We start from the raw sequence: 13,945 nt of genomic DNA on the forward strand, positions 1-13,945 counted from the left end.
ATTATTATTTTTACATCAACGACAACAGTATGAGCAAAAAATTTACGTTTTGAAGTCAAAAATATATCACTTTTTCCTTAACTGAGAATGATTCTCGATTCCATTTGTGCTAAAATCAATATATTTCGTTATTTGCTTGTTCGCACATGGTAAAAATTACAGAGCTAGTCCAAGGTGATAAAGTACGATTAACAAGTTTTGGCACAACAGATATGCAGTATCGACGTAGACTCTTATCTTTAGGTGTAACGTGTGGTACTGAGTTTTCAGTTGTTCGTATTGCTCCTTTAGGTTGTCCTATACAAATTGAAGTCAGAGGAACGGCTTTAACTTTGCGTAAAGAAGAGGCGAATCAATTAGTTTTGGAGTATGTATGACTCATGTGTTACTCGTTGGTAATCCTAATTGTGGTAAGACCACTTTATTTAATGCATTAACTGGAGATAATCAACGTATAGGAAATTGGCCTGGTGTTACTGTTGAAAAGAAAACCGGTGAGTTTTTACTCGATGAGCAAAATATAAAAATAACTGATTTGCCTGGGGTGTATTCATTAGTCGCTAATGCTGATGGAGTCAGTCAGGATGAGCGAATTGCAGCACAAGCAGTTGTTTCTATGCACGCGGATTGTATTATCAATGTGATCGATGCCAGCCATCTTGAGCGACACTTATATTTAACCAGTCAAATTCTAGAATTAGGTACGCCCGTAATCCTTGCACTCAACATGATGGATATTGCTCAGCAACGAGGCATAACTATAGATATCAATGCATTGTCTCAACGATTAGGTTGTCCTGTAGTCGCAATTCAAGCACATAAAATGGTAGGTATTCCTTTACTCAAGCAGGCTCTGACGCAATTACCGCAAGTTATTAAGCCTTGGACTCTTCCTTTGCCCGAACCAATACAAGAAACATTAAACGCATTGGAAAACCAGTTAATTAATGAGGGCTATAGCCAGTCACTTGCTTATTATCAAGCACGTAGGATTGCAGAAGGTGACGTATTGCTCTTGGGACAGGCTTTATCTAAGAATATAGCTTCTTTGAATCCAGAAGAAGCTAATTTAGATATCTTATTAGCTGATGCGCGATATCAAAAAATACACGAAATTGTCATCTCAGTTCAGAAAAAACGTAGTGATGCCAGCGAGCATTTTACTGCAAAAGTCGATAGAGTTGTATTAAATCGCTTTTTGGCGCTTCCTATATTTTTTGCCATGATGTATTTGATGTTCTTATTTGCAATCAATATTGGGGGTGCATTTCAGGATTTTTTTGATATTAGTACAGATACTCTATTTGTACAGGGAACTGCTTGGCTATTAGAGCAAATTCATGCTCCAAATTGGTTAATTGCCTTATTAGCCAATGGCGTGGGAAAAGGAATTAATACAACACTGACCTTTATTCCTGTTATTGCCGCAATGTTTTTCTTTTTATCATTACTTGAAACCTCAGGATATATGGCAAGGGCTGCTTTTGTTGTGGATAAGGCGATGCGTGCGCTGGGGTTACCCGGTAAATCTTTTGTGCCGATGATTGTGGGGTTTGGCTGTAACGTACCAGCCATTATGGCTGCGCGTACATTAGATTCAGAACGTGATAGATTATTAACCGTAATGATGAGCCCATTTATGTCATGCAGTGCTCGCCTGGCCATTTATGCGGTATTTGTTGCCGCATTTTTCCCTTCTGGCGGTCAAAATATTGTCTTTTCTTTATATATTATTGGCATCCTAATGGCTGTATTAACTGGATTCATATTGCGAAAATCCACTTTAAAAGGGCATGCATCGCCATTAATTTTGGAGCTTCCTGCTTATCATAAACCAGCATTGAACCGTTTATTTAAAGAAACATTAATGCGTTTGCGTTTTTTTGTGCTGCGCGCAGGAAAATTAATTTTACCTGTTTGTGTTCTTTTAGGAGGGTTAAATGCGATTACCCTTGATGGAGGTATTAATTCAGGTGAGGCAAGCACACAATCGTTATTGTCTTTAATGGGACAATGGATTACTCCTTTTTTTGCTCCTATGGGTATTCATCAAGATAATTGGCCTGCAACGGTAGGGCTGTTAACTGGGATGCTGGCCAAAGAGGTAGTAGTAGGTACTTTGAACTCACTTTATGCTCAAGTAGGTCATGTAGGTGAGATAGCTGCGGCACATTTTGATCTTTGGGCCGGTATTAAAGCGGCTTTTGGGTCTATTCCAGAGAATTTATCACAATTAGGCTCTGCATTAGCAAACCCTGTATTAGCAAGTGCGGCAGATAGCCCAGTATCTCAATCAGTATATGGAATTATGGCTCAGCGTTTTGATGGACAAATCGGCGCCTTTGCTTATTTACTTTTTGTTCTTCTTTATATTCCTTGTGTGTCTACTATGGCTGTAATTAGGCAAGAAGCAAATAGAAAGTTAATGTGGGTTTCAGTCATTTGGTCTTTTGTCGTTGCTTATATGGCTGCAGTTTTATTTTATCAAACAGCGAAATGGATTCAGTCTTCAGAATTAAGTATTTCTTGGATTATTGGAGCTTTGTTTGCGCTGTTTTTTATTATCGTCATATCTATTTTTAAAAAGCGAAGTATGAGGAGAGCTAATGCTGCTGCAAATACGTGATTATATTCGCCGAAAAGGTGTAGTCAGTACGCAACAATTAATTAGAGAATTTCATTTGGACTTCCAAGCATTGCAACCTATGCTTAATCTATGGATCGGTAAAGGCGTGATCCGTAAGTGTCAGGAACAGATCCAATGCAAAAGTACTTGCTTTAAATGTCGTGCTCAAGATCTCGAATATTACCAATACCTTTCATAAACTTTTCAACTAAGAAAAAAGATTGTTTATGATCATTTTTACAGTTTTTTTACTTATGCGACTTTAACTTGCGTGCCCCTTGGCGAAATTTGAGCTAATATAGTCTTATAGCTTGATTTTTATGTGACAAATAAATGGCTGATAGCACTGATACTTCTGAAACTCCAACGATTGGCATCGATATTGGTGCGCGTCGATTAGAAATGGAGGCTGATTTAAATGATCCGGTAGTTCTAGTTGAGAGAGTTTATCAAATTTGGTGGCGTTGGGCGGATTTTCAGTTATATATTGTGTCCCCGTTTATTGATATTGTTTCACCCCCTGCGATTATAAAGCCTGAGCTAATTCCAGGTACAGATGAATATGAATTCGTATATCCTATTCATGATTCTGGATCAAAGCTAGCTACTTCAAAAAGCGTCGAAATGTATAATGCAGGCATGTCTATGCATAAACTCTATATGACTATAGAAAAAATGATTTACATTTTGGTTGAGCGTTTGAAAAAAGAAGGTGTTGCTACAGATACAGAAGTTCAAGTATCTTTTGGCGGACATTTGCTGCCACAAAGAAAGGCCTTTGAATCCATTATTAACCTAGCTTACAATGTGGTAGTCACCAACTTTGATCCTGGTGAGTGGGGCGAGCGTTATTTACAAATTGTGAAACAAAATGCAGATAAGTATGGTTACCCTCCGGAGTCACCGCGTGATACTTATAAACAACCGCATAAATCAAGTCCTTCATCTCCTAAGAGATAAGAGTTCTTATATTTTATACTTCAATGCAGGTTGAGACTTTAACTCAACTACCCCATTATTTTTTGTGGCGTTCTGCTATTTCAAAAATATTTTCCCTTCGAAATGGAAAATGTCTTGCTCTGCAAAACCTAATCGGTGCAAAAGATTTTAATAAAAAATTGTCCAAAATGCGGATACTGTTTACTTTTATTCAAATTCCATAGAGACTTAATCTTGCGTGATAAAAACAGAGTGCTATACTCGCATTTGTACTATATTTAATAACTTTCTCTAAATTAAGGAAGAAACCTACAGTGAATAAAAAAAGACCCGTTAATCTAGATTTGGTGAGTTTTAAATACCCCCCAATGGCAATTGCTTCTATATTGCATCGGATTTCAGGGGTAGTTTTATTTTTATTATTGCCCATTATGTTATTTATTTTGGGGCAATCAGTACAATCAGAAGAATCGTTTTTTCACGTGAAAAATTTATTATCTCAATCATGTTATAAAATGGTGGTTTGGGCATTTGGTACGGCCATGATTTATCATCTGCTTGCAGGGATACGGCACCTTTTGATGGATATAGGATTTGGTGAGCATCTTCATGCTGGCCGGAATTCGGCAGTTTTCGTCATTGCTCTTACCGTTCTTTTGACAATTTTTCTAGGAATCTGGATATGGTAACTAATGTCACTAGTTTGACAGGTAATGGGTTAAAAGATTGGTTAATCCAACGAGTAACGGCAGTTTATTTTGCTGTGTACACTATTTTTATAATCGGTTTTTTGTTATCTCATCCTGAATTGAGTTTTGCTCAATGGCATGCTCTGTTTTCTAATATAGTGGTTCAGATCGCATCCATAATTGCCTTATTTGCTCTTTCTTTGCATGCTTGGGTAGGTATTTGGACTGTAACCACAGATTATATGAAATGTACTGTTCTGCGTGTATCAGTACAAATGATAGTTGTTTTATGGCTCCTTAGTCAATTTATCTGGGGCTTAATGATCCTTTGGGGGCGGTAGCATGGCAATTGCACGTAATGAATTTGATGCAGTAATTATAGGTGCAGGTGGGGCTGGAATGCGTGCTTCACTGCAAATGGCTAATTCGGGTTTAAAAGTTGCACTCTTATCTAAAGTATTTCCAACCCGCTCACATACTGTTTCAGCGCAAGGTGGTATTACATGTGCATTAGGAAATGCACATGATGATGATTGGCGTTGGCATATGTATGATACCGTAAAAGGGGCGGACTACATTGGTGACCAAGATTCAATTGAATATCTCTGTAAGACAGGCCCTGAAGCTGTCTATGAATTGGAGCATATGGGTTTGCCTTTCTCTCGCATGGATAATGGTAGAATTTATCAACGCCAGTTTGGAGGACAATCAAAAAACTTTGGTGGTGACCAAGCAGCCCGTACTTGCGCTGCAGCGGATAGAACAGGACATGCTTTACTTCATACTCTTTATCAACAAAATTTAAAAGCCAAAGCATCCATTTTTAGCGAGTGGTATGCCCTTGATTTAGTTAAAGATACTCATGGGCGTATTTCTGGTGTAACTGCAATGTGTATTGAAACAGGTGAAGTAGTCTTTTTTCAAGCACGAGTATGTATTTTGGCCACTGGCGGAGCTGGCCGTATTTATCAATCGACTACGAATGCTTTTATTAATACAGGTGATGGGTATGGTATGGCATTAAGAGCCGGCATTCCATTACAAGACATGGAAATGTGGCAATTTCATCCTACAGGAATTGCTGGAGCAGGTGTTTTGGTAACGGAAGGGTGTCGCGGTGAAGGTGGTTATTTAATTAACAAAGATGGCGAGCGTTTTATGGAGCGTTACGCACCTCGAGTTAAAGATTTGGCTTCCCGAGATGTTGTAGCACGTTCTATGGCTTTAGAAATACGGGCAGGGAAAGGATTTGATCCTAAGGGTATTGATCATGTTAAATTAAAATTAGATCATTTAGGTGCAGATCTTATTAAGTCTCGTTTGCCCGGAATTCGTGAGTTATCGCTTAAGTTCGCGGGTGTTGATCCGATTGTTGAGCCTATTCCTGTCGTCCCTACTTGTCATTATAGTATGGGTGGTATCCCTACCAATATGCATGGACAAGTTATTACTAAAACCAAAGGTAAAGAACATGTAGTAGAGGGTTTGTATGCCGTAGGTGAGTGTGCTTGTGTATCAGTACATGGAGCGAATCGTCTAGGTGGTAATTCCTTGCTTGATTTGGTTGTATTTGGGCGAGCAGCGGGCTTACATGTTGAAGAATTATGGCAATCAAACCACTTGCCTGATGCGGCCTATATTAGTGATGATGATCTTGCTCCGTCTTTAGAACGATATAACCGATGGAACAACTCAAAAGAGGGTGAAAGTCCTGCAGTAATTCATGATGAAATGCAGCGTGTGATGCAAGAAGATTTTGGTGTGTTCCGTACGGGCGAGGTTATGGCTTCTGGATTAAAACGCCTTCAAGCTTTACGTGAGCGTTTGGCTCATGCCAAATTAGCGGATAAAAGCAAAGTATTTAATACTGAGCGAGTGAGTGCATTGGAGTTGGATAATTTAATGGCAACTGCATATGCTACGGCGCAATCTGCTATGGTACGCACTGAAAGTCGTGGTGCACATAGTCGAGAAGATTATCCAAATAGAGACGATAAAAACTGGATTAAACATACACTTTATTTTGAGGAAGGTGAGACGATTGATTTTCGACCAGTTAATGCATCACCTAAGCATGTCGAGCCTTTTATGCCCAAAGAACGTGTTTATTAAAGAGGATACATTACATGGCAGATAGTAGAAAATTGACCTTATCAATATATCGCTATAATCCAGAGGTGGATGCTAAGCCATATATGAAAGATTATGAGCTGGACATTCCAGCCAAAAGCGATCCTATGCTACTTACGTTACTTGAGCGTTTGAAGGCAGAACAGGATCCTTCCATTACTTACAGACGATCCTGTCGTGAAGGAGTATGTGGTTCTGATGGTATGAACATTAATGGGACTAATGGCTTAGCATGTATTACTCATATCTCTCAATTACAGACAGATAAAGTAGTGATTCGTCCTTTACCTGGGTTTCCAGTGATTAGAGATTTAGCTGTTGATATGTCCCAATTTTATCAACAATATGAACGTATAGAACCGTATTTACAAAATGATGAGGTTGCTCCTGCACGAGAACGATTACAATCTCCAGAGGAACGAGCGCAACTTGATGGATTATATGAATGTATTCTATGTGCCTGCTGTACTAGTTCATGCCCTTCATTTTGGTGGAATCCGGAAAAATTTGTGGGGCCTGCAGGTTTATTACAGGCAAGGCGATTTTTAGCAGATAGTCGAGATACAGCGACAGCACATCGTTTGGATAAATTGCAGGATCCTTTTAGTGTATTTCGTTGCCGTAGCATTATGAACTGTACGAATGTTTGTCCTAAGGGACTCAATCCGACAAAGGCGATTGGAGAGATTCGTATACAGATGTTAAAACAAGAAACTTAAATATATTGTTTTATTTTTTTGGGTGCCTGGTAAAGAATCATTAAACCTATATTGAAATTGAACTGGATGTTCCATTTCAAAATAACTCGCATCTCGAGCATAAGAGTTATTGCCCTAGGTTTCTGACTCGAGACTAGGATAAGGACGAATCCCTGCTTGCAGGGATAGCCGTTTTATCCACCTGGATGAGTGGAATAGCTAATTTTAATGGTGGTAGTGATCAATACCCCTTTGGAGAGAGAAAATGAGCAGTTCCAATCTGCAAAATGAATGGGCATCTTCCTATTTATCTGGTGGAAGCATGGCTTATATTGATAGTCTTTATGAGGATTATCTTGCTGATCCTAACTCGGTTTCGGCTGATTGGCGAGCAGTATTTAGTGCTTTACCTAAAGTGAACAATACTGAAAAAGAGCTTTCCCATAGAGATGTTCGCGAATATTTTTTGCAGAATGCAGATAAAAAAGTAATCCCCGTCGTTCAATCAACGGACAATCAACAATTCCGGATTGCCGACTTAATTAATGCATATCGCTCAATGGGGCATCATGCTGCCAGATTAGATCCACTGGAAATGGCGGAGCGTTTGCCCGTTCCAGCATTGGAGCTGGACTATCATCATTTGTCTGATGTCGATAAAAGCCGAAAGTTTTTTGCAGGAACAAAATTTAATGGACCTGAAATGGCATTGGGTGAAATATATCAAGCGCTGCGAGAAACTTACTGTGGCAGTATTGGTATTGAATACATGCATATTTCTGATACTAAAGAAACCGAATGGTTGCAACAACGAATGGAGTCTGTGCGAGGGCGTCCAACCTTAGATACGCCAAAAAAAATCGAAATCCTAAAAGATCTTATTGCAGCGGATGGATTGGAACGTTATTTGGGTACGCGTTATGTAGGACAAAAACGCTTTTCGCTTGAGGGTGGAGACTCTTTAATTCCTATGATGAAGGAAATTATTCAATGTGCCGGAAGAGATAATGTAAAAGAAGTGATTATTGGTATGGCACATCGAGGACGCTTAAATGTTCTTGTGAATGTATTGGGTAAAGAGCCTAACGCCCTTTTTCAAGAATTTGAAGGAAAAATCAAATCGGAACGAACTGGAGATGTAAAATATCATTTGGGTTTTTCATCTGATATAAAAACAAATTCAGGCTCTGTGGTTCATTTAGCACTTGCATTTAATCCCTCGCATTTGGAAATCATTGGCCCAGTAGTTGAAGGATCTGTACGTGCTCGCCAAAGACGACGCAATGATCTAGACAAAAAAGAAAAAGTAGTGCCCATCGTTATTCATGGAGATGCTGCATTTGCTGGTCAAGGTGTCGTGATGGAAACATTTAATTTTTCTCAATCTAGAGGATATTGTACTGGAGGTACAGTTCATATCGTTATTAACAACCAAATAGGTTTTACAACCAGCAATCCTTTAGACGCGCGCTCGACTTTATACTGTACTGATGTTGCTAAAATGGTTCAAGCACCTGTAATTCACGTAAACGGTGATGATCCCGAAGCAGTAGTATTCGCCACCCAGTTGGCATTTGATTTTAGGATGAAGTTCAAACGCGATGTTGTTATTGATCTCGTATGTTATAGAAGACATGGGCATAATGAAGCTGATGAACCTGCAGTAACGCAACCTTCGATGTATAAAAAAATTAAATCAATGCGTCCTTTACGAGAAATCTATGCAGATCACCTCATTAAAGAAGATCTGTTAAGCAGCAAAGATGTTGAAAAATTAATAGATACGTATCGTGATAGTTTAGATAAAGGTAAAGCAGTTGTAGATTTGGTACATGGTGACTATGAAGGCAAATACGCGATGGATTGGACACCTTACATTGATGCAAAATGGACCGACAAAGCCGATACCACAATTTCTAAAACCAATCTACAAAAATTGGTGAAACAATTAAATGAACTACCTAAAGGTTTTACATTACATCCAGTGGTTCAGCGTTTATTAAATGAACGTGATAAAATGACTGCAGGCGAGTTACCCATGAACTGGGGATATGCTGAAACTATGGCATATGCAAGCCTAGTGCAAGAAGGTTACGGTGTCCGCTTATCAGGTCAAGATTCTGGAAGGGGAACATTTGCTCACCGTCATGCTATATTACATGATGTTGAAACTGGCGAGACGTGTATTCCTTTGGAACATGTAACAAATGAACTTAGCCGTCCTTTTTCTGTAATTGATTCTGTACTGTCCGAAGAGGCTGTTCTGGCTTTTGAATATGGATATTCTTCTTCCGATCCTAATTTCTTAGTATTGTGGGAAGCCCAGTTCGGTGACTTTGCAAATGGTGCTCAGGTAGTTATTGATCAATTCATTAGTTCAGGTGAACAAAAGTGGGGGCGTTTATGTGGTTTGGTCATGTTATTACCCCACGGATATGAAGGCCAAGGGCCAGAGCATTCGTCAGCTCGTTTGGAGCGATATATGCAACTTTGCGCACAGCACAATATACAGGTATGTACCCCAACAACTCCAGCACAGATTTTTCATTTATTACGAAGGCAAGTAATTCGCAATTTCCGAAAGCCTTTAATTGTGATGACACCAAAGAGTTTATTGCGCCATAAATTAGCGGTTTCTCCGTTAGAGGATTTATTTAAAGGAAAATTCCATACTATTATTCCCGAAATTGATGATTTAAATGCAAAAAAAGTTACTCGAATAGTGCTTTGTTGTGGAAAAGTCTATTATGACCTATTACAAATGCGTCGCGATAAGAAGTTGAATCATGTTGCTTTGGTGCGCGTAGAGCAATTGTACCCATTTCCTAAGAAAGCACTTATTGCTGAGATCAAGAAATATCCTCAAGCAAAAGAAGTATTTTGGTGTCAAGAAGAACCACAAAATCAGGGAATTTGGTATTCTTCTCAACATAATATAAGAGATTGCTTGCATGCTGATCAAGCATTGCATTATGCAGGTAGAGAGTCTGCTGCAGCACCAGCTGTAGGAAGTCCAGCTTTGCATGCTGCGCAACAGCAGTCTTTAGTTGAGCAAGCTTTATTGGGGTAAATTTGTATTTATCGTAGCCAGAGTTACGGTATTAACCGCCTCCTGGCTACAAATTTGTTAATGAATCTAGGGCCTATTTACAATTTGCTAGCTTGGGTCAAAATTTCTTGTTTTTGAGGTAATGAAGCTTAGCATGCATGAAATGTGCGAGTAGCATGGTTTAGAAAATCAAGGTATTTTGGTCAAGAAAGCCGAATTGTAAATAAACTCTAATAAAATAAGAAGGTATAACCATGTCGATTGAAGTCAAAGTCCCTGTTTTGCCTGAGTCAGTAGCTGATGCAACAGTAGCTGCTTGGCATAAAAAAGTGGGTGATAAAGTTTCCCGTGATGAAAATTTGTTGGATCTAGAAACAGACAAAGTCGTTCTTGAAGTTCCAGCTCCTGTTGATGGAATATTAAGTGAAATAATGTTTCAAGAAGGAGACACAGTACATTCTGGACAATTGCTCGCAAAAATTAAAGAAGGCGATGCAGCTGAAACTAAAGAAGAAAAGAAGACTGAATCCAAAGAGGAAAAAAAGACTGAGCAGGCTGATTCCACGAAAGAAAAGGTTAGCGCCAAAGAAGATAAATCAACAAGCCCAGTAGTAAGGCGGATGATGGCAGAACATGATCTTCAGCCAGGGCAAATCCAAGGCAGCGGTAAAGATGGTCGAATTACTAAAGAAGACGTTCTTTCTTATATAGAATCGAGCAGAGAGAAGTCATCAAAACCCGCAGAAAGCAAAAAAGAACAAACAACACAAGCACAGATGGGCTTACGTGAAGAGCGCCGTGTCCCAATGACGCGATTACGAGCAAAAATTGCAGAACGCTTATTAGCAGCACAACATAACGCCGCTATGCTGACTACTTTCAATGAGGTCAATTTAAAAGCAGTGATGGACTTGCGTGCTCAATATAAAGATAGTTTTGAGAAAAAGCATGGCGTAAAACTTGGGTTTATGTCTTTTTTCACTAAAGCTGTTGTTGAGTCTTTAAAGCGTTTTCCTGCAGTAAATGCTTCTATAGATGGTCAAGATGTGGTGTATCATGGTTTTTATGATATAGGTATTGCAGTATCTACGGATAGAGGGCTAGTTGTGCCTGTAATTCGTGATGCAGATCAAATGAGTATGGCTGATATTGAGCTTGCAATTAATGACTCTGCAACAAAAGCCAGACAAGGCAAATTAGCTATGGAAGATATGCAAGGCGGTACATTTACTATTACTAATGGCGGAGTGTTTGGTTCTTTATTGGCTACTCCAATTATTAACCCCCCACAAACAGGTATTTTGGGAATGCATAAGATAGAAGAAAGGCCTGTGGTGGAAAAAGGACAAATTGTAATTCGTCCTATGATGTATGTGGCTCTCTCTTACGATCATCGTTTAATAGATGGTAAAGATTCAGTCCAATTTCTGGTGAGTGTGAAAGAGCTATTGGAAGATCCTGCTCGTCTTTTACTTAATGTTTAAGTTTCATTTACACTTATGTGCCGATGAATTTTGCTTTTTTTTAGAAAGGTAATTGCAATGAATTTACATGAATACCAAGCCAAACAATTGTTTGCAAAATATAATTTACCAGTTCCAAATGGTCAAGTTGCCTATAATGTTGATGATGCACTACAAGTAGCTTCTCAATTATCGACAAATCGTTGGGTTGTTAAGGCACAAGTTCATGCTGGAGGAAGAGGGAAAGCAGGCGGAGTCAAAGTAGTAGCCAATAAAGATGAATTAGCTGCTGCAGTGAAATCTTTATTAGGAACTCGTTTGGTAACCTACCAAACTGATGCACAGGGTCAACCTGTTAATGCGGTTCTCATTGAAGAAACTTGTGATATAGGAAGAGAATTATATCTTGGTGCAGTTGTAGATCGCGCTACTCGCCGAGTAGTAATCATGGCTTCTACAGAAGGTGGGGTTGAGATTGAAAAGGTTGCAGAAAAAACACCTGAGAAAATTTTCAAAATAATTGTAGATCCACTAGTGGGTGTGATGCCTTTTCAATGCCGTGAAGCAGGATTTAAATTAGGTTTGCAAGATGATCAGATCAAGCAGTTTACCCATTTAATGATGGGATTAGGCAAAATGTTTGTTGAGTGCGATTTGAGCTTATTGGAAATAAACCCACTCGTAATAAGTCAATCAGGACAATTAATTTGTTTGGATGGAAAAATTAATATTGATGGTAACGCACTGTATCGCCAACCTCAATTAAAGAGTTTGCGTGATGCATCACAGGAAGACGAACGAGAAAATCGTGCGAGTGACTGGGAATTAAATTATATTCCACTTGATGGCACTATTGGTTGTATGGTTAACGGAGCAGGCCTTGCTATGGCGACTATGGATGTGATTAAGCTCCATGGAGGCGATCCAGCAAACTTCCTAGATGTTGGGGGTGGTGCTACTAAGGAGAGAGTGAGCGAAGCACTAAAAATTATTATATCTGATGAAAAAGTCAAAGGTATTTTAGTTAATATCTTTGGTGGTATTGTCCGTTGTGATCTCATCGCTGATGGTATTCTTGCTGCAGTGAAAGAAGTTGATGTGAAAATTCCTGTAGTTGTGCGTCTTGAGGGTAATAATGCACAACTTGGTGCTGATATTTTAAATAAAAGTGATTTAAATGTAATTGCTGCAACCAGTTTAACTGATGCTGCAAAGAAAATTGTTGCGGCTGTTGCTTAATTACTAATTTATAACTATTCATCAAAAGTTTTCAAAATCTTGAGGAAAAGTTAAATTTGAGCATAGATGGAATAAATAGAGTTTTTTTGTTCTGAATGTGTCAGATAGAGCTTTTCAATGAACTGCGGTGAATAGTTATACTAATTTTCGAGGTTAACAATGAGTGTATTAGTTAATAAACAGACTAAAGTACTGTGTCAAGGTTTTACTGGAAAGCAAGGAACTTATCATTCGGAACAGGCAATTGCTTATGGTACGCAAATGGTTGGTGGCGTAACACCAGGTAAAGGTGGCCAGATGCATTTAGGCTTGCCAGTATTTAATACAATGCGAGAAGCAGTTCAAGAAACAAAAGCAGAGGCGAGTGTGATTTATGTACCAGCCCCATTTTGTAAAGATTCAATTTTAGAAGCTGCGGACGCTGGGATTCAATTAATCGTTTGTATTACTGAAGGTGTCCCTGTATTAGATATGTTGCAAGTAAAAGTATATTTGGAAAATAATACTCAGGCGCGGCTAATTGGCCCGAATTGTCCAGGTATCATTACTCCAGGAGAATGCAAAATTGGCATTATGCCAGGCTCAATCCATTTACCCGGAAAAGTTGGAATTGTCTCTCGCTCTGGTACATTAACCTATGAAGCTGTAAAACAAACTACAGATAAAGGTTTTGGGCAAAGTACTTGTATTGGTATTGGAGGGGATCCAATTCCTGGTACCAATTTCATTGATGCTCTAGCTTTATTTGAGCAAGATTCACAAACACAAGCAATTATTATGGTCGGTGAAATTGGCGGGTCAGCAGAAGAAGAGGCGGCTGAATACATTAAGTCACATGTGAGCAAGCCGGTAGTTTCTTATATTGCAGGAGTCACCGCTCCTGCGGGTAAACGCATGGGGCATGCTGGTGCAATTATTTCAGGCGGTAAAGGAACAGCAGCTGAAAAATATGCTGCCTTAGAAGCAGCCGGTGTACGAACAGTACGTTCTCCAGCTGATTTAGGGGATGCAGTAGCAGAAGTAACTGGCTGGAAATAGATAAGGAAATAGCCTGGACGAGTAAATGATGTCTAGGCTATTTATTGAGAATCAAAAAATCAGGTATATGTATA

The 13,945-nt window shown here is 39.1% G+C and carries 12 protein-coding genes; all 12 read left to right on the forward strand.

From position 1 onward, the window contains the following. Nucleotides 1–146: 146 nt before the first annotated feature. The 12 genes from Lsan_RS02640 to sucD all read left to right on the forward strand — a co-directional run bounded on the left by Lsan_RS02640 (nucleotide 147) and on the right by sucD (nucleotide 13,871). Nucleotides 147–377 carry a FeoA family protein gene (locus tag Lsan_RS02640; RefSeq protein ID WP_058512985.1) on the forward strand — a complete coding sequence of 77 codons (231 nt, stop codon included), beginning with the start codon at nucleotides 147–149 and terminating at the stop codon, nucleotides 375–377. Further along, on the forward strand, nucleotides 374–2,626 hold the full coding sequence (gene feoB, locus Lsan_RS02645; RefSeq protein ID WP_058512986.1) for a Fe(2+) transporter permease subunit FeoB: 2,253 nt from the start codon (nucleotides 374–376) through the stop codon (nucleotides 2,624–2,626). The genes Lsan_RS02640 and feoB overlap by 4 nt, the downstream gene beginning before the upstream one ends. After that, nucleotides 2,607–2,825, forward strand: a complete 219-nt coding sequence (locus Lsan_RS02650) for a FeoC-like transcriptional regulator (protein ID WP_058512987.1) — start codon at nucleotides 2,607–2,609, stop codon at nucleotides 2,823–2,825. The genes feoB and Lsan_RS02650 overlap by 20 nt, the downstream gene beginning before the upstream one ends. Before the next feature lie 134 nt (nucleotides 2,826–2,959). Continuing rightward, nucleotides 2,960–3,586 carry a hypothetical protein gene (locus tag Lsan_RS02655; RefSeq protein ID WP_058512988.1) on the forward strand — a complete coding sequence of 209 codons (627 nt, stop codon included), beginning with the start codon at nucleotides 2,960–2,962 and terminating at the stop codon, nucleotides 3,584–3,586. Between the two features lie 293 nt (nucleotides 3,587–3,879). Beyond that, on the forward strand, nucleotides 3,880–4,254 hold the full coding sequence (gene sdhC / locus Lsan_RS02665; protein WP_058512990.1) for a succinate dehydrogenase, cytochrome b556 subunit: 375 nt from the start codon (nucleotides 3,880–3,882) through the stop codon (nucleotides 4,252–4,254). Beyond that, nucleotides 4,248–4,595, forward strand: a complete 348-nt coding sequence (sdhD, locus tag Lsan_RS02670) for a succinate dehydrogenase, hydrophobic membrane anchor protein (RefSeq protein ID WP_058512991.1) — start codon at nucleotides 4,248–4,250, stop codon at nucleotides 4,593–4,595. Before sdhC ends, sdhD begins: the two co-directional genes overlap by 7 nt. Before the next feature lies 1 nt (nucleotide 4,596). Then, on the forward strand, nucleotides 4,597–6,366 hold the full coding sequence (gene sdhA / locus Lsan_RS02675; RefSeq protein ID WP_058512992.1) for a succinate dehydrogenase flavoprotein subunit: 1,770 nt from the start codon (nucleotides 4,597–4,599) through the stop codon (nucleotides 6,364–6,366). 14 nt (nucleotides 6,367–6,380) lie between these two features. Next, nucleotides 6,381–7,103: a succinate dehydrogenase iron-sulfur subunit gene (locus Lsan_RS02680; RefSeq protein WP_058512993.1), complete on the forward strand. Its 723-nt coding sequence runs from the start codon at nucleotides 6,381–6,383 to the stop codon at nucleotides 7,101–7,103. A gap of 244 nt (nucleotides 7,104–7,347) precedes the next feature. Beyond that, the gene (locus Lsan_RS02685) at nucleotides 7,348–10,152 is read left to right on the forward strand and encodes a 2-oxoglutarate dehydrogenase E1 component (RefSeq protein ID WP_058512994.1); all 2,805 of its coding nucleotides are present in this window, start codon (nucleotides 7,348–7,350) and stop codon (nucleotides 10,150–10,152) included. Between the two features lie 233 nt (nucleotides 10,153–10,385). After that, the gene (gene odhB, locus Lsan_RS02690) at nucleotides 10,386–11,615 is read left to right on the forward strand and encodes a 2-oxoglutarate dehydrogenase complex dihydrolipoyllysine-residue succinyltransferase (RefSeq protein WP_058512995.1); all 1,230 of its coding nucleotides are present in this window, start codon (nucleotides 10,386–10,388) and stop codon (nucleotides 11,613–11,615) included. 57 nt (nucleotides 11,616–11,672) lie between these two features. Then, nucleotides 11,673–12,833 (forward strand): ADP-forming succinate--CoA ligase subunit beta, encoded by a 1,161-nt coding sequence (gene sucC / locus Lsan_RS02695; protein ID WP_058512996.1) that lies wholly within the window; start codon nucleotides 11,673–11,675, stop codon nucleotides 12,831–12,833. A gap of 159 nt (nucleotides 12,834–12,992) precedes the next feature. Beyond that, nucleotides 12,993–13,871 carry a succinate--CoA ligase subunit alpha gene (gene sucD / locus Lsan_RS02700; RefSeq protein ID WP_003633201.1) on the forward strand — a complete coding sequence of 293 codons (879 nt, stop codon included), beginning with the start codon at nucleotides 12,993–12,995 and terminating at the stop codon, nucleotides 13,869–13,871. Nucleotides 13,872–13,945: the final 74 nt, after the last annotated feature.

It is taken from the genome of Legionella santicrucis, from assembly GCF_001468135.1.
Classification (GTDB): domain Bacteria; phylum Pseudomonadota; class Gammaproteobacteria; order Legionellales; family Legionellaceae; genus Legionella; species Legionella santicrucis.

Excerpts from the sequence above, each read along its gene's own strand:
- Lsan_RS02650 (WP_058512987.1), top strand. The coding sequence starts at position 2,607 with ATGCTGCTGCAAATACGTGATTATATTCGCCGAAAAGGTGTAGTCAGT.
- Lsan_RS02685 (WP_058512994.1), top strand. The coding sequence starts at position 7,348 with ATGAGCAGTTCCAATCTGCAAAATGAATGGGCATCTTCCTATTTATCT.
- sucC (WP_058512996.1), top strand. The coding sequence starts at position 11,673 with ATGAATTTACATGAATACCAAGCCAAACAATTGTTTGCAAAATATAAT.
- odhB (WP_058512995.1), top strand. The coding sequence starts at position 10,386 with ATGTCGATTGAAGTCAAAGTCCCTGTTTTGCCTGAGTCAGTAGCTGAT.
- Lsan_RS02655 (WP_058512988.1), top strand. The coding sequence starts at position 2,960 with ATGGCTGATAGCACTGATACTTCTGAAACTCCAACGATTGGCATCGAT.
- feoB (WP_058512986.1), top strand. The coding sequence starts at position 374 with ATGACTCATGTGTTACTCGTTGGTAATCCTAATTGTGGTAAGACCACT.
- sdhD (WP_058512991.1), top strand. The coding sequence starts at position 4,248 with ATGGTAACTAATGTCACTAGTTTGACAGGTAATGGGTTAAAAGATTGG.
- sdhA (WP_058512992.1), top strand. The coding sequence starts at position 4,597 with ATGGCAATTGCACGTAATGAATTTGATGCAGTAATTATAGGTGCAGGT.
- Lsan_RS02640 (WP_058512985.1), top strand. The coding sequence starts at position 147 with ATGGTAAAAATTACAGAGCTAGTCCAAGGTGATAAAGTACGATTAACA.
- sucD (WP_003633201.1), top strand. The coding sequence starts at position 12,993 with ATGAGTGTATTAGTTAATAAACAGACTAAAGTACTGTGTCAAGGTTTT.
- Lsan_RS02680 (WP_058512993.1), top strand. The coding sequence starts at position 6,381 with ATGGCAGATAGTAGAAAATTGACCTTATCAATATATCGCTATAATCCA.